We start from the raw sequence: 21486 nt of genomic DNA, 5'->3' as shown, positions 1-21486 counted from the left end.
CATATGGAAAAATATCTGAATCTAATCACCTCTCTATACCGCGATAAACCTAAGTTTATGGCCTGGTTAGAAGCCGGCCTGCAAAAAGGCGAGGATGTTGCTGAGCTGGCCAGAAATATTCACACATACTTTGATTTGGACACAGCCGTAGGTAAGCAGCTTGACATTCTTGGCGAATTCATTGGCCGTAAGCGTGTTTTGGACTTTCAGCCCTCGGGCGGCTATAGTCCGGTTATGGGGGACAGTACTTACCGGTTCGCGTTAAAAGCAAAAGTCCTGATTAATATATGGGACGGTATGACGCCTTCTATATACTCTTATTGGGATGAACACTTTCCGGAATATCACTTGGAGATTTACGACAATCAGGACATGAGCATGGACGTGCTGCTGGTTGGGAATGTCGGAACGCTTGTAAAGGACCTGTTGGAGCATGGCTACCTATTTCCGAAACCTGAGACGGTCAGAATCAACCTGACCGCCACTGGCCGGCCATTATTCGCCTACGACATGGACACACCAGCCATGAAGGGTTATGACCGGGGTTATTGGCAGGGCGGCGGTCTGCGAGCAGATTCGTACGTTTTTGCCTACGGTGATGAAGACGACATGTACAAGGGATACGGGGAAGGAGAGTGGTCTTAATTGGCAACTAGCAATTTTCTTGTTTTTGATCAGAATAAGCAAAACATGATTGATCATTCAGTTTATCAAAGCAGTAATTACAGAATAAACGGCGTAACGCCAGGAATCGCGCCTAGCGCCATGCACAACAAGATGTTTTACCAGTGGAGCATGATGGTTACCGCGTTTGGGCAGTTTGTGGCCAATCAGGGCTTTGACGCGTCAGACGCTGATCTGGCTTTGCTTACCAATAATATTACGCAAGCGCTGTTGTCCCTTGCCGGTAGTAGCGTTTTGTTTTGGCAGCCAAACACGAAATACACGGTCAGCGATATCGTATACAGTAAGAACTTAGGTATGGCCAAATGGTTTTACTGCACGCAGGGCGGCATAAGCGGCGCTGCCGAGCCGACATGGGCGGCCAATGAAGGGATAACTACAGATAATACGGTCCGCTGGGTAACTCATGCCGGCGGCAGTGCGCTGGTGTCCGGAGGCGTACCACCTGCCGGGGTAGCGCTGCCGTTTCGCGGCAGCTTTGGCGGCACAGGCAATAAATATCCGATTGACCGGCTCAGTGGCAAAATTAATACTTCCTGGCACATTTGCGACGGCACCGACGGTACCCAGGATCTGCGAGGCAGGTTTATTCTTGTCGCCAGTTCAGCGTATCCTGCAGGCACCTCAGGCGGGGCCGCAGCAGTAACGTTATCCATAGACCAAATACCCTCACATAGTCATGGGTCACAATACTATTCGCATAGTTCCGATGGCATCCACGAAGGCCGGGAATTAGGGCAGGCGGGCGCTGGCGTGGGTCCAGAGTACTGGACTTACCCAACGACCGAAACTGGCGATGGTCAGCCACACACGAATATGCCGCCTTTTTATAGTTTGGCGTATATCGAGCAGATTGCATAAGGGAGGGAAGACATGCCTACAAATTTTAAAATTTTCAATGAAACCAAAACGAGCATGATGACCGATGAGCAATATGCTGCCGCAACGCAACGGCAAAACGGTGTCATCCCCGGCCGTGCTATCCCGGAACTACACAATAAACTGTTTTACCAGGTCAGCATGATGTGTGCGGCCATCGCTGAGGCATTGTCTCAGCAGGGGTATACGGTCACAGATGAAAACTTTGAAAACCTGGTCACTGCCGTATCGGCGCTGTATACATCTGGCGGCGGAGAAGGAACCGAGGGACCGCCCGGACCACAGGGTCCTGCCGGCCCACAAGGAGAGCAAGGACCCGTTGGCCCGACAGGCCCTCAGGGGCTGCGAGGTCCCGCCGGTCCGGGTGGTCCTGCAGGATTGGCATGGAAAGGGTCATGGTCTAATACTACTACCTACCAAAAAGACGATGCCGTGGGCTATCAGGGCGCGTCTTATTTTTGTTTAGACGCGCATACGAACGTACCACCTACGGGAAACGCCTCTTCTGAAACCTACTGGGCGTTATTAGCTTCCCAAGGCGCAGCCGGACCCCAGGGACCCGCTGGCTCCCAAGGAATACAAGGCCCTGAGGGACCCGCTGGACCACAAGGTAAGGCGGGACCAATTGGACCGCAGGGGCCGAAAGGGGACCCTGGCGCAGCAGGCACCGGTATCCCTGCGGGCGGCACGGCAGGCCAAGTTTTAGTTAAATCGTCGGCAACAGATTACGCTATAGCCTGGGCAACACGTCAATGGACGGCCGGTGTTGCCCTGGTCAATCCCGAAAATGGTCAAAAATCTGTACTGAACATGTTCCCACGCGCCGGGAAACTAGTCGGCTATACCATAATGACAACAGATACGCCGACAGCCGCTACTGGTGTTCAGATTTTTCACAATGGGACGCTGTTGGCAGAAGTTAGCATCTCAACGAAATTGACAAACTGGGCGGCACCGACCAACACGCTTGTTGCGGAAGGGCTGCAGTTTTACGCTCAAATTAACGGTGCCGGTGTCTCTGCTACGATGGTCAGCGTAATTGCTAAGGTGGTGGATTATTAGATGAGTGATATTTTTACAAAGCTGGCAGATCCATCTACTATACCCTCCAATGCAGCAAACTCTGTATCCTTCTCCTCAGACGGGGCTTACTTAGCGGTGGGCTACAGTAACAGTCCCTACCTCATGATTTATAAACGAGACGGTGATATTTTCACTAAACTGCCAAATCCCGCTACTGCGCCTACGGGTGTTGCCACGGGGGTAGTTTTTTCGCCAGATGGGTTTTATTTAGCGGTGAGCCATGGTGGCAGCCCTTTCGTTACAATTTATAAGCGGGATAGTGATACTTTCACTAAACTACCGAATCCGGCCACTTTGCCTACGGGTAATGCCCAAAGTATAGCTTTCTCCTCAGACGGGGCTTACTTAGCGGTGGGCCACAGTAACAGTCCCTACCTCATGATTTATAAACGAGACGGTGATATTTTCACTAAACTGGCAAATCCATCCGTGTTGCCTGCAAGTACTGGACGTGAAGTAGACTTTTCTTCAGATGGGATTTACCTAGCCGTTGCTCACGATAGTTCTCCTTACGTTACAATATACAAACGGAATGGAGACGTGTTTACAAAGCTGGCAAATCCATCCGTGTTGCCTGCAAGTACTGGACGTGGAGTAGGCTTTTCTTCAGATGGGATTTACCTAGTCGTTGGTTACACTGCTTCTCCTTTCATAACGATATACAAACGAGATGGAGACGTTTTCACAAAGCTGGCAGATCCTGCTACGTTGCCTCCGGGTGCAGCAAACTCTGTAGACTTTTCCCCTGATGGGATTTACCTAGCCGTTGCTCACGCTGGTTCTCCTTTCATAACGGTATACAAACGAGATGGAGACTTTTTCACAAAGCTGGCAGATCCTGCTACGTTGCCTACGGTTCTTGGATATGAAGCATCCTTCTCCCCTGATGGGATTTACCTAGCCATTGCTAGCGCTGGTTCTCCTTATATAACGGTATACAAACGGGAAGCCGGATCAACATTTATGTTTCAATCATTTATTCTTGTTGGTGGGCTGTAATTTATGGGGGTGAGGAATTGGAGCAATTTATACCATTAAAGGAGATATTAGCCAGCCCTAATAGTGCGTGGGCGCTGCTGGCTATAGTACTGGTTATCTACGTCATGCGGGACAGTGGGAAGCGAGAGGAACGCCTGACCGGCATTATAGACGGCACGCTGACCGAGCAGACAAAAACACTTGGCAATATCAATGCGTCCCTTATATCAATGAAAGACGCGCTTTGCGATGTGAAGGGCCGTGTAGAAGATATTGAAGATATGATAGGAATTGAAAAGGAGGACAAAGGAAAATGAACTTAAACAAAAAACAGATAGCGGCAATAGTTGCAGCCCTGGTTGCAGGCTATGCTGCCTATCAAAAAGCAGTGAATGGCGTTGACTTAGATGTCAGCGCCATTGTTAATTTAGTTAACATTTTATTGGGAGGTAACTAATATGCCTATTGTATGTCTCGACCCCGGTCATGGTGGCTCCGATCCGGGGGCCTGCGGTAACGGGTTGCGCGAATGTGACATTAACCTGATTGTCGCTCTTAAAGTGAAGGGATGCCTGCAGGCTGTCGGCTACCAGGTCATTATGACTCGCGAAACTGATGTTGATGTATTTGGCCCAGATGCAACCGCCTCGCAGGAACTAGGGGCCAGGTGCGACATATCGAATAATGCCGGCGCTGACGTTTTTGTGTCTATCCATTGTAATGCGTTCAACGAGGTGTCAAACGGTACCGAGACCTTGTATTGTGATGGTAGCGTAAAAGGCAAGTTGCTGGCTGGGTTTATACAAAAGCAGCTTATTGGCCTTGGCGATCTTACCGACCGAGGCTTAAAAACCAATCCCCTGTATGTGACAAAACATACCGATGCACCGGCATGCCTCACTGAGCTGGCGTTTATATCAAACCCTAAAGACGCTGCTAAACTGGGCAATCCTGTTTGGCAAGACGAATTTGCCCGCGCTGTGGCCAGAGGCGTGACCGATTATTTCAGCCAATAAAAATACGCTGCAGCGGGGATAAGCTATTCGTTTTAAATTGAGCTTACTTTCTTTATTGAGGGTAGATATTTACTATAAGTAATAAATTACCTTGACAACAGAACATATGTTTGCTAAAATAATTGCGGAACATGTGTTCTGTTTAGCGCTAAGTAAGTTTAAAATCCACATTTAAATGAAGGTATGTTATACAGGATACACTTGGCATGTTGGCTTTAAAAATAAATTAATTGGAGGAATGTATAATGGCAACAGTGGGAGATATTTTGATAGCACCAGAGGCAGGATGGCGTAGATATGAAGATTCAAACAGTCAATTTTCTTATTCAGGTTCTTGGACTGCTGAAACAGGTATAACTGGTAATTCAGATGGAAGCCTTCATTATACTAATGCTTTAGGTAACAATTGTTCTTTCAATTTTTACGGATCAAAAATAAGAATAATTGGAACCTATGCTGATAATTATTCAACATTAGTTGATGTGGTTATTGATGGGACAACTTATAATTACAATCAATATGCAACGAGTGTATCGAGATCAGTCCTAGTCTTTGAAAAACAGGATTTGAGTCTTGGTAACCATTCAATAAGTGTAATTAATCGCGAATCCGGTAAGCATATATCTTTAGATGCAATCGACATTGATGAAAACGGGGAACTGAATCCTTATAACCCAAATCTCGAAAACGCTCTATTGCGTGTAACAATGACCGACTCAAGTGAGCGTGAATATCAATTACCTACTATTGATATTGAAGGCTTTATTAACTGGTTTAATCAGCACACAAGTACTTCTGCTGCAAGCTATATGCTTAATAAAAAGATTGGCACACAGAATAGCAAGGATTATTTGGCCTTTGACAAAATCATTAGCTTTGAAGTGATTCCAGTAGCATAATACGCACTGACCACCGCCGCCTGTCGGGTTCGTCCTGGTGGGCGGCTTTTTTGCTTTCTATGAATGTCAGTAGTTTTTATATTATTGAAATCAGCAGTAAAAGTTAAGCATTTTGTTTTAAAAGAAATAAATAATGGGAATATAAAAGTTAAAAATATATGGTTAATAAAGGTATTTATAATTTTATGGCGAATTTATTACAGAAAAAATGAATATCTAAAGGGGTGACAAATTTTGTCCCAGTTTAGTATGCGACCGGATATACAAGAAATAATTAATTTTGGTATACTAAGACAGTATGCGAAATTAAATAACGTTGATTATCAGGGAAATAAGAATACAATTATTGATAATATAGTGCTTGCTGTTCGGAATGGAACCCTGGAGGAAGAAAAAGTAAGGTTGTTTATTCAAGAACAATTATGGTACGGAAAAAACAAACACACTTACTTTATTGAGATTTCTAGTGAATTAGTTAGTCGATTTAAAGATAGAGATACCCTTTTGGAATTTTTCCGGAATAGGGGTATTCAGCCATTCAACAATCTTGACCGAATCAACAATCCTGCGGGAGTTCCGCTTGCTTGTTTTTGGTACGAGAGTAATCCTTTAGACGATTCTATCGTAAATAAAGTATATTTGGGCTACATAGAGACAAATTATACATATAGATACGAGGGTCAAGTCATAGTATTTTCGCCTGTTAATACATATATTTGTATAGAAGTTGATCTTAAACGAAATTTATTGGTTCTTCGTGTTCGATCTAGGTCAGGGGTTAAGCCTACTCAAGATGTAAATGCGCAAAATATAAATACGAATTCACTTGCAAAAAAATATCTAGATCGACTACGCGAGGATTTTGGATTTACCTATTTAGATGGCGCTTCGGAAGAAATAAAAAACACTATGTACAATATAGAGAAAGCGCTTACATCTTTTATTGAACTTCAATTTCAACCAAAGGTTTCTGAAAATCATGAGTTTATTAATTCCTTTATTGATGAAGTTGCTGCGCGATTAGAGATTGTCGATGTTAAAACACCGATTAATTTATATGATAGAATAGCAGGTCTATTAGAGAGAGCTTTAATAATTCAAAATGCAGAAGTAATTGAAAGTTATGTAGATGGTAAAAAAGGATATATTAATATGTTTGACTTTCGTGATGATCGAGGTGGTAGAATTAGTGCTAGGTCAAAACATAATAGTACTCCAATTCAAGCATCTGATATTTTCTTCGATACACGTGAGACGATCAATGATGTTAAATTGATTGATATTTTATCTGCTGTATGGTTTAAACCGGTTGATGCTAGTGGTATTCAAGAAAATGACGAATATTCATTAGGCTTAATTGATGAATTCGATGACGATGAATGCGATAGTGATACTGATGATGTTGTAGATCAAGGAGATAAGAAAGTATTACGAATTAAAACTAAAATGATTGCGTTTAGAGGATTTTACAAGATTGAATTTAAAAGGTATTTATTAAAGGAGGAGTACAATCATGTACTTTCCCTCATTGACTCGTTTAAAGGATTATGAAGTTGAATATGAATTAATTGTAAGGTTTGACCTATGGCTATCAAAGCTTAGTGGTTCACAACGCAAAGGTATTCGTCCTGCACGGTTTGCTTCTGACGAAAGAATTGATTATAATATTGCTAATGAGTTATTTGCATTGGCGGCTTTTAAAATTAAATTATTGCATGCAAATTATGAAGTTTATTGCCCATATTGTACGCATGAATTGGTGAAGGTATTTTCAGACATAGACGAGATTCCCGAGAAGCTGAAGTGCAATGAATGCGGAAAGTTTTTTAATCCATATGAATTTGACGAGTATATTGAGATAACTTTTGATTTACTAGTTCAACCCGATCCAGATGGATTTCCCAAAATTAAAAATAAGCTTAAAACAAATGTTTTTGGAAGTATATCGTCTATTAAAAGTTCGAGCAAACGATCTTCTTTTAGTGTGCAAGAATTGCTAATTAGTCCCTTGGGAAAAGAAGAAATTGAGGCAAAACTATTTATCCCGGACTGGCAAGCTTATAATGTAGCATACAACCGTTTTATTTTAAGCTTAGCTGATGGAGTTTCTACCGAAGAAAAGGGAAAAGCATTAGAAGCAATTAGTTGTTTAATATTATCATTTATTACATTCTTTCGAGTAGATTCAACCGTACACACATTAACAAATCAAATTGACGTTACGGTTACTGTAAGACCATATTTTAAATATATCGAAATACCGTTGCTAAGGGTTATTAAGCGTCGCTTATTGTGCGAATGTAAAAATGAAGATGAGAATGTCCCTAGTATTTGGGTAGATAAGCTTGCAGCTGGAATAGATAAAGTAGATAATTGTAAAGTTGGAATAATTTTCTCTCGGCATAAGTTTTCAGGTGATGATTTGAAGCACGCAAAGGCTAGCCAAATTGAGCATGCCAGATTAAATAAATATATATTAAATTTTCCGAAAACTGATTTTGATTTAGTACATAACAATCAGTGTAACATATTGAATTTTTTAGACGATAAATTTGAGGAACTGGAGATGCGGATAGCACGACGGGCATCGACAGTATTATAAATAAGAGAAAGCTACCACTAGTTATCTGCTGACTAGTGGTTTTTTTTAATTATATGTGCGGTTTTTTTCATCCCCCCCCCCCCCCCACTTTACACTACATAACGAATGTTCCATAATAACACCATAAAAACCTATGTAGCTATCACAGCCCAGCACGATAAATGGTAGTGTCAAGAAAGTTTCGCAAAAAGGTTTGCAGTCCTAGGTAGTAAAATCAGTCATCACTAAAATCCGACTCAGGGTCGGTATTTTCTAGATGTTTCATATTCATATACTTTTTACTGCCCCACTGGGTTCCAGCAACGTGGCGAAGGCGGGCGCAGACCAGCATCAGAGCGGACTGCCCATCCGGGAAAGCACCCACGACCCTGGTTCGCCGCCTGATCTCCCGGTTGAGTCTCTCAATCACATTGTTAGTCCGGATTCTTGTCCAGTGCTCGCCGGGAAAGTCGGCATAAGCAAGCGTTTCCTCGATGCTTTCCTCGATTTTGGCCGCCGCTTCTTTGAGTTTCATGTCGCGCAAGCTTTTTGCTACCTGTGCCGCCTTTTCCCGGGCAGCGGACTTGCTTTCCTGCGCATGAATCGCTTTGAGCATTTTCGCAACCGTTTTGACCTTGGAGCGGGGAACAACTGAAAAGACATTGCGGTAAAAGTGAACAGTGCAGCGCTGGTATTTGGCCTGGGGGAAGACCTCATTTGCCGCTGCCAGCATCCCTTGGCATTTATCACCAATGATCAGTTGGACGCCTGTTAAACCGCGGCTTTTCAGCCATTTGAAGAATTCCAGCCAACTGACTTTGTCTTCTTTCATGCCTTCGGCCGCTCCCAGCACTTCACGGTAGCCGTCTTCGTTGACGGCAATCGCCACCAATACGCTCACATTCTCATATTCACCGCCCCAGTTGCGGCGTAAGTAAATGCCGTCGACGTAAACATAGGGATACTTACCACTTTGCAGCGGCCGACTGCGCCACTCTTCAATGTGGACATAGGCCTTCTTATTCAACTCACTGATGGTGGACGGCGATACCTTGCTGCCCCACAGAGCCTCGGTGATGTCTTCCACTCGCCGGACGGATACGCCAGCTAGATACATTTCGATGAGCGCTTCTTCTACGGAACTTTCCCGCCGGCGATAGCGTTCGATAATGGCGGTTTCAAAAGGAATGCCCTTGAGCTTGGGAACTTTCAGCGTGACATCGCCGGAGGTAGTAGTCAACCGCCTGTCGTAGTGACCGGAGCGGTAACCTTGACGGGTTTCAGTACGCTCATATCGGGCCGCCTGGGTTAGGTCTTTGGCTTCCTGATCCAGCAAGTTATTGAGCGTTTCCTCCACGCTGCTACGCACCAGTTCCTTCAGTTCTACCTTGATGATTTCTTCATTCAACTGTATAATTTCTTTGGACATGTTTGCTCTTCCCCTTTCGGTAAATGGTGTGTGGTGACTTCATTTTACCGGGGAACTGCAAACTTGTCCTCTTTTTTAGCCGTATTTCAATTTGCGAAACTTATTGTACCTTATCCGATAAATCCGGCAACATCAAACCACTCATAATGCTCTGTGGCCTGACGGCCGCAAATTCGAGATCGACCGTATAATGGACGTTCGCATGGCATCGTCACTGATCGGCGGCGGGCATGACATGAGGTAAGCAGGTTAATTTGTTCCATGACGATTTGGATGGGTGGATCATGAGTAAGCCCCTGGCGTGTGCCGGGGGCTTGTTTTATTATTTCATTGCACACATGTCCCAGAATATTTTACTTATAAAACCAGCATAGAATGTTTAAATATTTTTAAGCTAGTAACAAGCTAGTGACAAGCTAGTGACATATTAGTAACAAATAGGCCAGTTTTGCCGGGTCTTTACTAAGATTGTGTTAATTTGCAGTTAATTTAGTATTAAGTCATAAGCGAAACACAGGATTTTTTGTTCTAGTCGTCGAAGATAGGAATACAATATCATACTATAATCAAGGTGCGATAGGGGGTTCTATATGGGCAGACATGCACCTGACAGGTTTGCCGCCATTCATGTCGGCTCAGAACAAATCGGTATACAGATAGTAGAATATACCAACATGGATGACGTCAAAATTATAGAACAGAGTTATCGCCAGGTAATGCTGGGTGAAGAGACATTTAAAACCGGGCGTATTAGTTTTGGTGCCGTAAGCGAGATTTGCGAACTTTTGAAAGGGTACCGCCGCCTGCTTGGCGAATACGGAGTGCGCGATTACCGCCTAGTAGCTACTACGGCTATTCGGGAAGCACAAAATCAGCCTTATATTATTGATCAGATCAAGGTAAAGACTGGTCTAACTGTTGAGGTTGTTGATATGCCGCAGGAGATATTTTACAAATATGTGTCATTGGTTAAGACAGTTAATGATCGTGGCTTGCTCAATTCCCAGGATGGCATGCTGTTTGTTGATATTTCTTCAGGTGGTCTTGGGTTTACGCTATACAAAGATGGCAATCTCAGATACCAGCAAAATATGCATATTGGAGCACTCCGCATCAAAGAAAGCTTTGATAAAAACCAACGTGACTCTGCCCATTTCCAGCAAGCGTTGTCGGAATATATTGGCAGTACAATCGAACCGGTAGAAACGGAAATGAGTCAACATAATGTCAAGCGTCTGGTATTATCAGGCCCGGAAACTAAACTGCTGCTAAAAATGCTAGGCAAAGAATCGGGGCGGATTAACTTTGTCAGCTTATCTGAGTTTAACAATTTGTATAAACAAATAAGCTCGCTCAACCTGCCGCAGCTAATAACAACCTATCAATTGACAGAAAATAAGGCTGAGATCGTATTGCCGACCATCGTGCTGTATAAGAAGATCGTATCGCTGACAGGCCCTGAAGAGATTGTTGTCTTAAGTGATCAATTTGCTGACGGTGTTATCATTAAACATATTTCTGAAAAAACATCACATGCACATCAGAAGCTTATCGAGAGCCAGATCATAAGTCTATGTTGGGAGATAAGCAAAAAATACTACTATGACCCGACTCATGCGGCTGCTGTGGAAACGTGGTCTATGCTGCTATTTGATAAACTGGCACGGATTTATGGTTTGAGTGAGCGCCATCGGCAATTATTGAAAGTAGCTGCAATTCTCCATGACATTGGCAAACATGTAAATTTACGGCGGCACTATTTCTATTCTTACCGATTAATCATATCCTCAGACATTTTGGGCTTTTCTAAAGCGGAAAGACATGTAATAGCCAATATCGCTTATTATCATTCCAAAGGTGTACCCTCTGACGCAGATGCCAACTTTGCTTACTTGACACCTAATCAAAAGGTTGCTGTATCCAAGCTTTCAGCTATTATTCGGCTGGCTGATGCGATTGACCGCAGCCATCGCCAAAAAGTAAGTCAGGCAGAAGTTGCCTTGCGCGGGGATGAGTTAATCATTACCGTAACCAGCAGGGAAGATATGTCCTTAGAAGGTTGGAACTTTGCTGATAAGGCTGGCTTTTTTGAGGATGTTTTTGGGATAAAGGCGATATTAATCAGACGAGCGGGGTGATAACAATGGCAAACGTTAAAAGCTGTGAGATACATGATGATGCTGATTATTTCTTTAACAGAGAATTAAGCTGGCTTAAGTTCAACCGGCGTGTATTGGGAGAAGCCGATGTTAAGCATAAGCCACTATTAGAACGGCTTACCTTTCTTGCTATTACTAGCTCTAATCTGGATGAGTTTTTTATGATTCGGGTAGCAGGCCTCAAGCACCAGCTGGAAAGCGGAGTTAATAAAGTAGATGCTGCCGGTTTGTCAGTGCGACAGCAATTAGTCTGCATTACAGAGGATGCTCATGAACTGGTTAAACTGGAATATCGGTATTTAAAAAATATCAAGGCTGAAATGGAAAAAGTCGATATCTGTTTTTGTGATATTGCTGGCCTGGATGAGGGGATGCAAGAGTGGATTGAGAATTTTTTCAAAAATACCATCTTTCCGGTCATTACCCCTATGGCAGTGGATGCCGGGCATCCGTTCCCCTTTTTGGCCAATCGCAGTCTAAATCTTGCTGTTCTTTTGTGCCGGGAGAAGGGCGATGATTGTGCTGCTGTTATTCCGGTTCCGGCAGTATTGCCGCGGATTGTAGAGGCACCTGGCAACGGTGTTAAACGGCAGTTTGTTTTTCTTGAAGATATTATCAAACACTATTGCGGCCATATGTTTCACGGCTACACGATAAAAGATGTTGTGCCTTTTCGCATAACGAGAAATGCCGACCTTTCCATTGACGAAGAGGATGCCGAAGACCTTTTGGCGGAGATTGAAAAGTCGCTGCGTCAGCGGAAACGTGGTCAAGCCGTGCGCCTGGAGATCGGCAAATCCAGTAACAGACCGTTGCGTGAGCTACTAGTATGCAACTTAAATATTGACGAGCAGGATATCTACGAAATACCCGGGCCACTGGATATTACCTGCTTTTTTAAGTTCAGTGATTTCTCCGGCCTTGGACACCTAAAACATACGCCGGTGTCGCCCCAAACACCGCAGGAGCTGATAGGCGTAACTGATTTGTTTGATGCGATCAGGGAGCGCGATATCCTCTTGCATCATCCCTATGAATCCTTTCAGCCAGTGACAGATTTTGTGCTTCAGGCTGCGGATGATCCCCAGGTACTGGCCATCAAGCAAACACTATACCGGGTCAGTGGCAACTCGCCGATTGTAAGAGCCTTGGCGCAAGCCGCTGAAAATGGCAAGCAGGTTACAGTGCTGGTAGAATTAAAAGCCCGTTTTGATGAGGAAAATAATATTATATGGGCCAAACGCCTGGAGGAAGCGGGTTGTCACGTTATCTATGGCTTGGTTGGGCTAAAAACGCATGCTAAAATGATATTAGTGGTACGGCAGGAGCAAGCCGGTATTAAACGCTATGTTCATATGGGTACCGGTAACTATAATGATACTACTGCCAAAATATACACAGATATGGGTCTGTTTACGGCTAACGACCAGTTTGGCGCTGATGCTTCCGCCTTCTTTAATTTGCTGTCAGGCTACTCAGATCCACCGGTATGGAATAAAATTGTTGTGGCACCACTCGGACTGCGGGAAAAAATCAAAGAACTTATTGACCGTGAGATTGCATTTGTCAACGCCGGTAAAAGCGGCCGAATTATTGCCAAGATGAACTCACTTGTGGATAAAGACATTGTTCTCAAACTGTATGAGGCTTCTTGCCATGGTGTTAAAATTGATCTTATCGTTCGCGGCATCTGTGTGCTCCGGCCAGGTGTGCCAGAAGTAAGCGAGAATATTTCTGTACGCAGCATTGTCGGGAGGTTTCTTGAGCACCATCGTATCTTTTATTTTGGCAACGGCGGCGACGAACGGATTTTTTTATCAAGTGCCGATTGGATGCCACGTAACCTCAATGAACGTGTTGAACTCTTTTTCCCGATCGAAGATTCTGGTCATATCGTGCGGATTAAGAGGATATTAGATATGACACTCAGTGACAACCAAAAAGCGTATAGTATGAGAAAAGATGGTACCTATCGCCGGGTTGACAAACGGGGTAAAGCGATTACCTGTCAGATGGAATTTTTTGCTCAGGCCCAGAAGAACGGGCAGGAGCCTGATATCAGTATTGAACAGCGTTTTACACCACTTTACCGGCGAGTTGAGTAAAACTTGTGTAGCGGGATTTGGCAAATCGTCGTATAATATTGGCGGCAGTGGAAATAATTTGTTTCTAGAAAAGGAGCGATATTCTTGCGGGAAAACTTTAAAGTAGCAGTTCAATATAATGATGAAATCGGTTATGTGGAATACGAACAAGCAAGCAAAACAATTAAGGTGGTTTTTGATAATGCGGCTACCCACCAAATCATTGAATCGTATCTGGCAGCCGAACATCTTATCAGGGTACCTGGCGAAGGGCTGCTTGATTTCAAAGAGGTAACCATCAGGCCGGCAGAGAGTGTGGATAATATGAAAACAGTACTTACCCGGATGTGGGAAAAAACAGGCGTGCATGTAGATTGGAGCCGCCCGGTAGCGTGACGTAATGTCACGCTTTTTTTATTCATCCACAGCAGCAAAGTTATCAACAAAGTTATCAACAAAATGCCTTGAAATGTGGATAACTTGGGGAACTATTGTGGAAAAAGAGTTTGGTCGGGTTAATGAAACTACAAATATGAGCTTTTTGTCTGTGGATAACTGCTAATGGCAGGTATGTGGATAAAGTTTATCTAAGCTTCAGCTGGGGTTTTAACCCCGGCAGTCTAAGAGCGGTTTGGTCCTCGGATAAATATAAAATTAACCAAAAGTCACAGGTTTAGTGATTAGCCTGTGGCTTTTTCCAATTTTATTTTATCGTAGTCGATGAGTGTCTGAAGATTCAATGTTCAGCATTGCTGAAACAAGTTCACTTGACAAGGCTATATAAAATATAGCATTATATAATTATATTAGTGTAATATTTGGTTATTTTATAAAAATGGAGAATTATATTATGATGACATTGGATAGCCATGATAAAGCCATTTTGAGTGCTTTACAAAAGGATTCCTCAATATCTAATTTAGATTTATCCAAAATGATTGGGTTATCGCCTTCGGCGTGTTTGGCAAGAACAAAAAATTTGAAAGAACTAGGTGTTATTAAACAATTCACAACCGTTATTGATGAAAAAAAGCTGGGCATGGAAACTCTGGCGTTTATTCTGGTAAATTTATCGCCGCTTAACCGCGAAACGGCCAATTTTTTTGTTGAAGAAATCAATCGACTGCCCCAGGTGCTGGAATGCTATACCGTTACAGGCAATCGCGACTATCTATTGAAAATTGTTGCCAAAGATATGCAGGCTTACCGGGACTTTGTCATTGATTCCCTGATGGCTATACCGGGAGTTAACCGGGTAGAAACCAGTATTGTAATGAGTACGGAAAAAAGAACCTTATCACTACCAATTGAACAATAATAGCGGGGGTATAACAATGGGCGCAGGAGTAAAAATGACAGCCCTAAAAGCGGCTTTTCCACACACCCTGCCAGTTTTGACAGGTTACCTGTTTTTGGGTACTGCTTTTGGCGTACTATTGGGCAGTAAAGGGTATTCTCTGGGATGGGCTGTTTTAATGAGTACCATCATCTATGCGGGTGCAGGGCAATTTGTGGCCATTGGGCTGCTTACAACCGCCTTCAATCCGCTGTATGCCTTTATAATAACACTGGTGGTCAATGCCCGGCATCTGTTTTATGGCATCTCTTTGCTGAATCGAGTCAATGGAATAGGCAGAAAAAAGTCTTATGTGGCTTTCGGGCTTACAGACGAAACCTTCTCCATACTCTGTTCGACAGAGGCGCCTGACGGGGTAGACCGAAGTTGGTTCATGTTTTTTATAACCCTGCTGGATCATGGGTATTGGATAGCCGGTTCAGTGTTAGGGGTTGTTTTAGGCGCAATGGTGGACTTTAATCCGAAAGGCATTGACTTTGTTATGACCGCCTTATTTGTTGTTATTTTTATCGAACAATGGAAATCACAACAATATCATGGCCCGGCTATCATTGGTGTCGCCACCTCGGCAGTATGTTTGCTGCTCTTTGGCTCGAATAACTTTATTATTCCGGCCATGTTAGCCATTGTCTTAGTATTGATCCTGTGTAAAAAGACGCTGGAAAGGAGAACGGCACAGTGACACTAACAATTCAGCAGTCCCTGATTATTATTGTGGCAGTTACTCTGGGAACCATCCTGACAAGATTTTTGCCGTTCCTATTGTTTCCGGACAATAAAGAAACTCCCCAATATATTCTTTATTTGGGCAAAGTACTGCCTTTCGCAGCTATTGGTCTGTTAATTGTGTATTGCTTAAAAAATGTTTCGGCATTATCGGCTCCCTATGGTATTCCGGAAGCTTTGGCCATTGCCTGTATTGTACTATTGCATCTTACAAAAAATAATACCCTCCTCAGCATTGGCGGCGGCACGATAATTTATATGGCTTTGGTACAATTTGTGTTTATGTGAAATAGTAGCTTTATGAGTCAGTCTGATATATGGGGAAGTGGACTTCGAAGCTTGTACCATGCGAGCTTGTGGTTACGTTGATTTTAGCGTTGTGGCGATGGGCTATCCCATAACACACTGCCAACCCCAAACCAGTACCGTTGTCCTTGGTAGTTAGAAAGGGCGTGCCAAGCTTATCCAAGATCGTTTCATCAATACCTGTCCCGTGGTCTTGAACGACTAAAACAACATGACGATCCTGGCGAAAGGTTTTAAGGGTAAGAGTACCCCCTATAGGCATTGCCTCAAACCCATTTTGGACAAGATTGAAAACCATTTGACGAATTTCCATTTCATTGATAAGTATTACCGGCGTGTCTGCAATGCAATAGTGCAGTTGATTACGTTTTTCTAGTGCATTGGTCTCTAGTAAAGGTTGTATTCGTTCAAGCAGTTTCTTTAAATCTTGTACAATATATTGGGAATGTAACGGATCACTTTCAGTTATGGACAAAAAATTTGTTATGATTGAATTGACTTTATCTAATTCACTTATCATTAGCTCGAAATAATCTTGATGATGAGCATATGCTGGTTTTTTCATGAAAAACTGCAAAAAGCCTCGCACCGTTGTTATGGGATTTCTAATTTCATGGCTTATTCCTGCTGACATCTGGCTGATTAAATTTAGGTTTTCCAAATGAATAAATTCTTGTTCATACTGTCTTTTGACTGTGATATTATTCATTACAGTCAATAGATAAGGTCTGCCTTCAAGCATAATAAATTCCCCATTGAAGACGGCGTTTAAAATGCTGCCATTTTTACAACTAATGAGAGTTTCAAAACTCTTAAAATATCCATGCACATTAAGTAGCTGCAACATTTTTTGGCGATCAATACTATCCCAAAATATGCCTAATTCCTGGGGCGTTTTTCCAATAACCTCTTCTTTACAGTAGCTTAGGGTATCAAGCAGCGCACCATTTACCTCAATATATGTGCCGTCACTTATTTCACTAATCGCCATAGGACAGGGGTTAGACATAAAAACTTTTAAAAATAACTCATTTTTTATTAATCTCATAATTTAATCCTCACATATAAATCTATCATTAATTTCTACATAAACACTAGAACCCCTTTTAAAATATCCCATAAATGTAAAAAAATATAAATATGAGAGGAGAAAATAAAAATAACGTACCGGCTGTTTTATTAACGATTATGGCCGGAGTTCTGTGGTTGTCTTATTGTACTTTGCCTAGTTGATTTTTCTAGGCCAAATAGGTCATCAAGTTTTTCGCCCATGAAAAAGTGGGCGTCTTTTATCGCCTGATTGTAAATAAGAGGACCAATGTTTTCTAGTATAAAATCCAGAAGCAGTATTGCTGAGAGATCTGTAATTACCTCCTCTTTCTCAGTAAAGAAGTAGCTTTTTATATTTTCAATTGCAAGTTGTTGTTCCTCTTTAGTTAATTCTATATTTTTCATTTTTACCTCCATATCAATTGCGGTTGGATTCAATCACTGCTGTTCTTTTGAAACTGTTCTTGCAGCAATAAAAGCCCTTGCCTGATTTCAGCTGGCTCCAGGTGGCCGTAACCCAAGATTAGTTTATCCAAGTGGATGCCTTTACAGATACTGTGATCGTCAACCGGAGTAACATAAATCCCGCATTTTTTGCAGCGCTGGGCAAATTCATGATCAAAGTGCATGCCGGGAAACTCCAGTACCAGATGTAAGCCGGCAGCATCTCCCCAAGGGAACCAGGTTTTGCCAAAGAGTTTTTCAAGTGTTTGGAGCAGTAGCTGACGGCGCTGTCCATAGAGTCGGCGCATCTGCTGTATATGCCGATCCAGCTTGCGGGTGCGTAAATACTCCGCAAGTGCAGCCTGTTCGAACGGAGGATTCTGGACATCGGCGTAGGTACGCAAGCGGCACCAACGTTTGTGCAGCTCTGGGGGGAGTACCACATAGCCGATTCGCAGTGCAGGAAACAGGATTTTACTGAAAGTGCCTACATAAATAACCCGCTGTGCATCCATTGAATAGAGCGGTGCTACAGGTGTGCCACAATAGCGGAACTCGCTATCATAGTCATCTTCTATTACATAAAGATCTTTATTGCGGGCAAACCGTATCAAGTCGGCGCGGCGACCTGCTGGTAGAATTCCGCCAAGCGGAAATTGATGTGACGGGGTTACATATACTGCACAGGCCCTATCACCTGTTAGAAATTCGGTCTGAATACCCTGGTTATCTACAGGTACAGGACGGATTTTGAACCCTTTTCCGTATAATACCTGCAGCATTCCAACATGACAGGGATCCTCAACTAAAATCTCTCGTTCTTCTCCCGCTAATAAGCCTGCAAGCAAATGCAGTGCCTGGGTAGCTCCGGCAGTAATGAAAATATCACGGGAATGAACGGTAAGCCCTCTACTCCTAAGTAGCCAGGACGCAATTTCCTCCCGTAACACCGGTAAGCCCTCTGGACCTGTGTAACCCCATTGCAGCGCAGATAGATTTTCGGTAGCCCGGCGCAGCAGCTGGAGCCACATATTGCGGGGAAAGCGTTGTAGATCAGGCCGGCCTGTCCGAAAATCAGCCAAATACGTAGCGGCAGGTTGTACCGTTTTGTGCAAATCCTCCAGGGCGGGTGCAGGCTTTTCCAGGAGAAGACCAGCAGCTACCCGGGTTTGGGCACCCTGACGGCTTACAATGTAGCCCTCGGCAGACAACATCTCATAGGCTTCATAGGTAGTATTACGCGATACAGATAGTAGTTTTGCCAGCTCACGTGTGGATGGCAGTAGTTCACCTGGATGTAGCTGGCCTGCTGTCATCTGCTCGCGCAACACTTGGTAAATCTGGCGCGCCAAAGAAACTTCACTGTGGCGGCGCAAGTTCATTATCCACATAGATCCTCCAACTGGCCCTATAAAAACAGCCTTAAACTGGCTCTAATACTAGACCGGTTTATCTGTTACCATTATACCATAGTAGTTAATTATTGTAATTTGTGTAAATGAATTGGAGGATGTGGATGGAACGGTTTGCAGGTGTGCTTTTTTTATTGGGGGCCTTTACCTTAGCAGGAACTTCCGTGATAGCCGGTCGTTTTGTTGTGGCAACGCTAGGGACTTTCACGATAACGGTCGGGAGTTTATTTTTTGCTTTGCTGGGTTTGCTGCCGCTTTGCGGGAGGAAACTTGGGCCAAGTATTTCGCAAATGGCCCGGCGGGATTGGGCTGGTTTGTTTATCCAAGCCTTGTTCGGTATCTTTTTGTTCCGGATGTTTTTACTACAGGGGCTATTGCGTACTAGCGCAGGAGAAGCGGGGATACTCACCGGCGCAACGCCGGCAACTACGGTGCTGCTTGCCTGGACGCTTTTGAAGGAACCGTTGGCTAGGATACGCTTTCTTGGCATAATCAGCACGGTTACTGGTATCGTAGTTCTCCAGGGCTTTTTTTCGCCTGACATTGTATTTTCCACAGAACATCTAATCGGCAATGTATTGGTGCTTTGTGCAGCAATGTGTGAGTCGGTATTTAACGTACTTTCACGCAGCGGTAGTGTAAAAGCTGCTTTGCGTTCAGCTCAGATTTTGCACCCGATTGTTCAGACTACGCTGGTAGTAATCATTGCCTTGCTGCTTTGTCTTGGCCCTGCACTGACCGAACATCCAGCCGCTGCCCTGCTATCCCTCAGTATAGTTGGGTGGGCAGCATTAGTCTGGTATGGTCTATTTGTCACTGCTCTAGCCTTCATTCTCTGGTATGCTGGTATCAAACGCTGTGATGCCGCAGTGGCAGCAGCTTTTTCTGGTATGATGCCGTTCACAGCGATGATTTTGTCGGTGCTATTATTAAACGAGCAGCCTGGCTGGCAGCAATGGCTGGGAGGGCTGCTGGTTGTGCTTGGCATGGTGCTGACTGGTCTAAAAGTGCATTCACCACAGCGGCAGGAAAGCTGCTGTACCTGAAAAACAAAAAGCTTCAAGAGCGTAAATACTCTTGGAGCTTTTTGTTTGTATATGTGCGTCTAAGATAGCTCGAAATAGACGCGATATCTTCGGACATCGCTTCGTAAATCTTCATTATGCTGCGATATTAGCAAGTAAAGTCGATGCATAATATATAAGGGTTGCCACTATAAGTTTGAAAAAGTATAGACCCGGTAAGACATGGCTGACCGTTAGCGAGGGATATATAGGGTTCACTTATGTACCTCTCGAAGCCTGAATGAATATAGAGGTAGTAATCTTTCAATGACTGGTCAGATCCCTTGCAATCTGGACGAAACATTCCGTGACAATTCTCAGTGTTATCTAAATACGCTTTGACGGTTTCGGTTATCTGGATACCAGTGATATCTAATATATAGTAACACTGAACGCTGGTTTGATCTTTTGCGATTTCATTTAGTTTCATTTCAAAGTGTTCAGGGCAGATACAAGCAAGTTTTTCAATAAGCCCTTCTAAAATCTTCTCGTAAAACTTTCTCTTTAAGGACATATTCCGGATGTTTTCTACTATGGAACTGCGAAATGCTGAACTCAGAAGACGCATAGTTTTTGCGCTCACACTGTTTATGTGCTTGGGAAAGGGTGCTGGATAAGCAGTGTAATAGCCTTGCAGAAAGTCAGCGCCGAGTTCAAGGCTGGTTGTGGCTTCGCTATGAGTTTCAACCCCCTCGGCAATGATAAGAGCGCCTGTTTTTTTAGCGACAAAAACCAAAGCCTTAAATAATTCCTGTTTATAGTAATCGGTATTGATATCGCAAATAAGCACGCGGTCAATTTTAATAATATCAGGGTGAACTTGTAGGATTCTATCCATATTAGATGAATCAGTGCCCACGTCATCCAAAGCAATTAAAAATCCGTATTGTTTATAAAGCTTGATAAACTTAGTTAAATTTTCAATGTTACGGACTTTAGACTCAATAACCTCAATAACGATTGATGACGGCTTTAAGCCTAGCTGATTAACCGCTGTTATTAGATGACCGGAACCGACAACTCCTTCATCAAGGATAGAAGTAGTAAGATTGAGAAATAAAAAGCTATCGTTGTCGGGAATCCGTTTATAATTTTCAAGCGCTTTTTCGCGGCACAATCGATCAAGTTCAACGCTTTTTCCCTTAGCGGCCGCCGCTGCGAACAAGGGTTGCGGCAAAATTAAATCATTGTTAGCATTTAAGCCGCGAGATAAAGCTTCCAACCCGATAACCGCTTGCTGCCTGATAGAGACGATCGGTTGAAAGTAGGTTTGGATGGCTCTGTGTTTCAGTATCCATTCTAAATTTATGTTCTCACTAGTTAACATTAAGGTTC

23 protein-coding genes are annotated in these 21486 nt (G+C 43.4%); 17 read left to right on the top strand and 6 right to left on the bottom strand.

The window, feature by feature from the left end; genetic code table 11:
- Positions 1–3: 3 nt before the first annotated feature.
- The 10 genes from SALPA_RS11005 to SALPA_RS10965 all read left to right on the top strand — a co-directional run bounded on the left by SALPA_RS11005 (position 4) and on the right by SALPA_RS10965 (position 8141).
- On the top strand, positions 4–645 hold the full coding sequence (locus SALPA_RS11005; protein ID WP_145093570.1) for a DUF2612 domain-containing protein: 642 nt from the start codon (positions 4–6) through the stop codon (positions 643–645).
- Positions 646–1545 (top strand): hypothetical protein, encoded by a 900-nt coding sequence (locus tag SALPA_RS11000; RefSeq protein WP_145093567.1) that lies wholly within the window; start codon positions 646–648, stop codon positions 1543–1545.
- A gap of 12 nt (positions 1546–1557) precedes the next feature.
- Positions 1558–2625 (top strand): hypothetical protein, encoded by a 1068-nt coding sequence (locus SALPA_RS10995; protein WP_145093564.1) that lies wholly within the window; start codon positions 1558–1560, stop codon positions 2623–2625.
- Positions 2626–3645 carry a WD40 repeat domain-containing protein gene (locus tag SALPA_RS10990; RefSeq protein ID WP_145093561.1) on the top strand — a complete coding sequence of 340 codons (1020 nt, stop codon included), beginning with the start codon at positions 2626–2628 and terminating at the stop codon, positions 3643–3645.
- 17 nt (positions 3646–3662) lie between these two features.
- Positions 3663–3941 (top strand): BhlA/UviB family holin-like peptide, encoded by a 279-nt coding sequence (locus SALPA_RS10985; RefSeq protein WP_145093558.1) that lies wholly within the window; start codon positions 3663–3665, stop codon positions 3939–3941.
- Positions 3938–4081, top strand: coding sequence for a hypothetical protein (locus SALPA_RS28950; RefSeq protein ID WP_186451022.1), 144 nt, complete (start codon positions 3938–3940; stop codon positions 4079–4081). The genes SALPA_RS10985 and SALPA_RS28950 overlap by 4 nt, the downstream gene beginning before the upstream one ends.
- Position 4082: 1 nt before the next feature.
- Positions 4083–4640, top strand: coding sequence for an N-acetylmuramoyl-L-alanine amidase (locus SALPA_RS10980; RefSeq protein ID WP_145093555.1), 558 nt, complete (start codon positions 4083–4085; stop codon positions 4638–4640).
- Positions 4641–4885: 245 nt separating this feature from the next.
- Positions 4886–5539, top strand: a complete 654-nt coding sequence (locus SALPA_RS10975; protein ID WP_145093552.1) for a hypothetical protein — start codon at positions 4886–4888, stop codon at positions 5537–5539.
- Between the two features lie 234 nt (positions 5540–5773).
- Positions 5774–7090 (top strand): hypothetical protein, encoded by a 1317-nt coding sequence (locus tag SALPA_RS10970; protein ID WP_145093549.1) that lies wholly within the window; start codon positions 5774–5776, stop codon positions 7088–7090.
- Positions 7053–8141: a hypothetical protein gene (locus SALPA_RS10965; RefSeq protein WP_145093546.1), complete on the top strand. Its 1089-nt coding sequence runs from the start codon at positions 7053–7055 to the stop codon at positions 8139–8141. The genes SALPA_RS10970 and SALPA_RS10965 overlap by 38 nt, the downstream gene beginning before the upstream one ends.
- Positions 8142–8355: 214 nt before the next feature.
- Here the strand turns inward: SALPA_RS10965 and SALPA_RS10960 are convergent, their stop codons facing one another.
- Positions 8356–9549 (bottom strand): IS256 family transposase, encoded by a 1194-nt coding sequence (locus SALPA_RS10960; protein WP_145088854.1) that lies wholly within the window; start codon positions 9547–9549, stop codon positions 8356–8358.
- Between the two features lie 110 nt (positions 9550–9659).
- Positions 9660–9887, bottom strand: a complete 228-nt coding sequence (locus SALPA_RS10955) for a hypothetical protein (protein ID WP_145093543.1) — start codon at positions 9885–9887, stop codon at positions 9660–9662.
- A gap of 252 nt (positions 9888–10139) precedes the next feature.
- Here SALPA_RS10955 and SALPA_RS10950 point away from each other — a divergent pair, with 252 nt between their 5' ends.
- The 6 genes from SALPA_RS10950 (at position 10140) to SALPA_RS10925 (ending at position 16163) form a co-directional block, all read left to right on the top strand.
- Positions 10140–11687 (top strand): HD domain-containing protein, encoded by a 1548-nt coding sequence (locus SALPA_RS10950; RefSeq protein ID WP_145093540.1) that lies wholly within the window; start codon positions 10140–10142, stop codon positions 11685–11687.
- A gap of 5 nt (positions 11688–11692) precedes the next feature.
- Positions 11693–13813 carry an RNA degradosome polyphosphate kinase gene (locus SALPA_RS10945; protein WP_255451148.1) on the top strand — a complete coding sequence of 707 codons (2121 nt, stop codon included), beginning with the start codon at positions 11693–11695 and terminating at the stop codon, positions 13811–13813.
- 84 nt (positions 13814–13897) lie between these two features.
- On the top strand, positions 13898–14188 hold the full coding sequence (locus SALPA_RS10940) for a hypothetical protein (RefSeq protein WP_145093537.1): 291 nt from the start codon (positions 13898–13900) through the stop codon (positions 14186–14188).
- Positions 14189–14642: 454 nt separating this feature from the next.
- A complete protein-coding gene (locus tag SALPA_RS10935) occupies positions 14643–15110 on the top strand; it encodes an Lrp/AsnC family transcriptional regulator (RefSeq protein WP_304624549.1) in 468 nt (155 codons plus the stop codon).
- Between the two features lie 16 nt (positions 15111–15126).
- Complete coding sequence (locus SALPA_RS10930; RefSeq protein ID WP_145093534.1) at positions 15127–15831, top strand: AzlC family ABC transporter permease; 705 nt, start codon at positions 15127–15129, stop codon at positions 15829–15831.
- The gene (locus SALPA_RS10925) at positions 15828–16163 is read left to right on the top strand and encodes a branched-chain amino acid transporter permease (RefSeq protein WP_145093531.1); all 336 of its coding nucleotides are present in this window, start codon (positions 15828–15830) and stop codon (positions 16161–16163) included. The genes SALPA_RS10930 and SALPA_RS10925 overlap by 4 nt, the downstream gene beginning before the upstream one ends.
- 10 nt (positions 16164–16173) lie before the next feature.
- On the opposite strand, the gene SALPA_RS10920 is transcribed toward SALPA_RS10925, so the two are convergent.
- The 3 genes from SALPA_RS10920 to SALPA_RS10910 form a co-directional block, all read right to left on the bottom strand.
- The gene (locus tag SALPA_RS10920; RefSeq protein ID WP_145093528.1) at positions 16174–17229 is read right to left on the bottom strand and encodes a PAS domain-containing sensor histidine kinase; all 1056 of its coding nucleotides are present in this window, start codon (positions 17227–17229) and stop codon (positions 16174–16176) included.
- 131 nt (positions 17230–17360) lie between these two features.
- On the bottom strand, positions 17361–17636 hold the full coding sequence (locus SALPA_RS10915; RefSeq protein ID WP_145093524.1) for a DUF2164 domain-containing protein: 276 nt from the start codon (positions 17634–17636) through the stop codon (positions 17361–17363).
- Between the two features lie 29 nt (positions 17637–17665).
- On the bottom strand, positions 17666–19066 hold the full coding sequence (locus tag SALPA_RS10910) for a PLP-dependent aminotransferase family protein (protein WP_145093521.1): 1401 nt from the start codon (positions 19064–19066) through the stop codon (positions 17666–17668).
- Between the two features lie 125 nt (positions 19067–19191).
- Here SALPA_RS10910 and SALPA_RS10905 point away from each other — a divergent pair, with 125 nt between their 5' ends.
- A complete protein-coding gene (locus tag SALPA_RS10905; RefSeq protein ID WP_145093518.1) occupies positions 19192–20133 on the top strand; it encodes a DMT family transporter in 942 nt (313 codons plus the stop codon).
- Positions 20134–20260: 127 nt separating this feature from the next.
- Here SALPA_RS10905 and SALPA_RS10900 read toward each other — a convergent pair whose 3' ends face one another.
- Positions 20261–21478, bottom strand: coding sequence for an EAL domain-containing protein (locus tag SALPA_RS10900; RefSeq protein ID WP_145093515.1), 1218 nt, complete (start codon positions 21476–21478; stop codon positions 20261–20263).
- Positions 21479–21486 lie beyond the last annotated feature (8 nt).

The organism is Sporomusa sp. KB1 (assembly GCF_007830295.1).
In the GTDB taxonomy this organism is placed as follows: Bacteria; Bacillota; Negativicutes; order Sporomusales; family Sporomusaceae; genus Sporomusa.
This window is presented reverse-complemented; position numbering and strand designations above follow the sequence as displayed.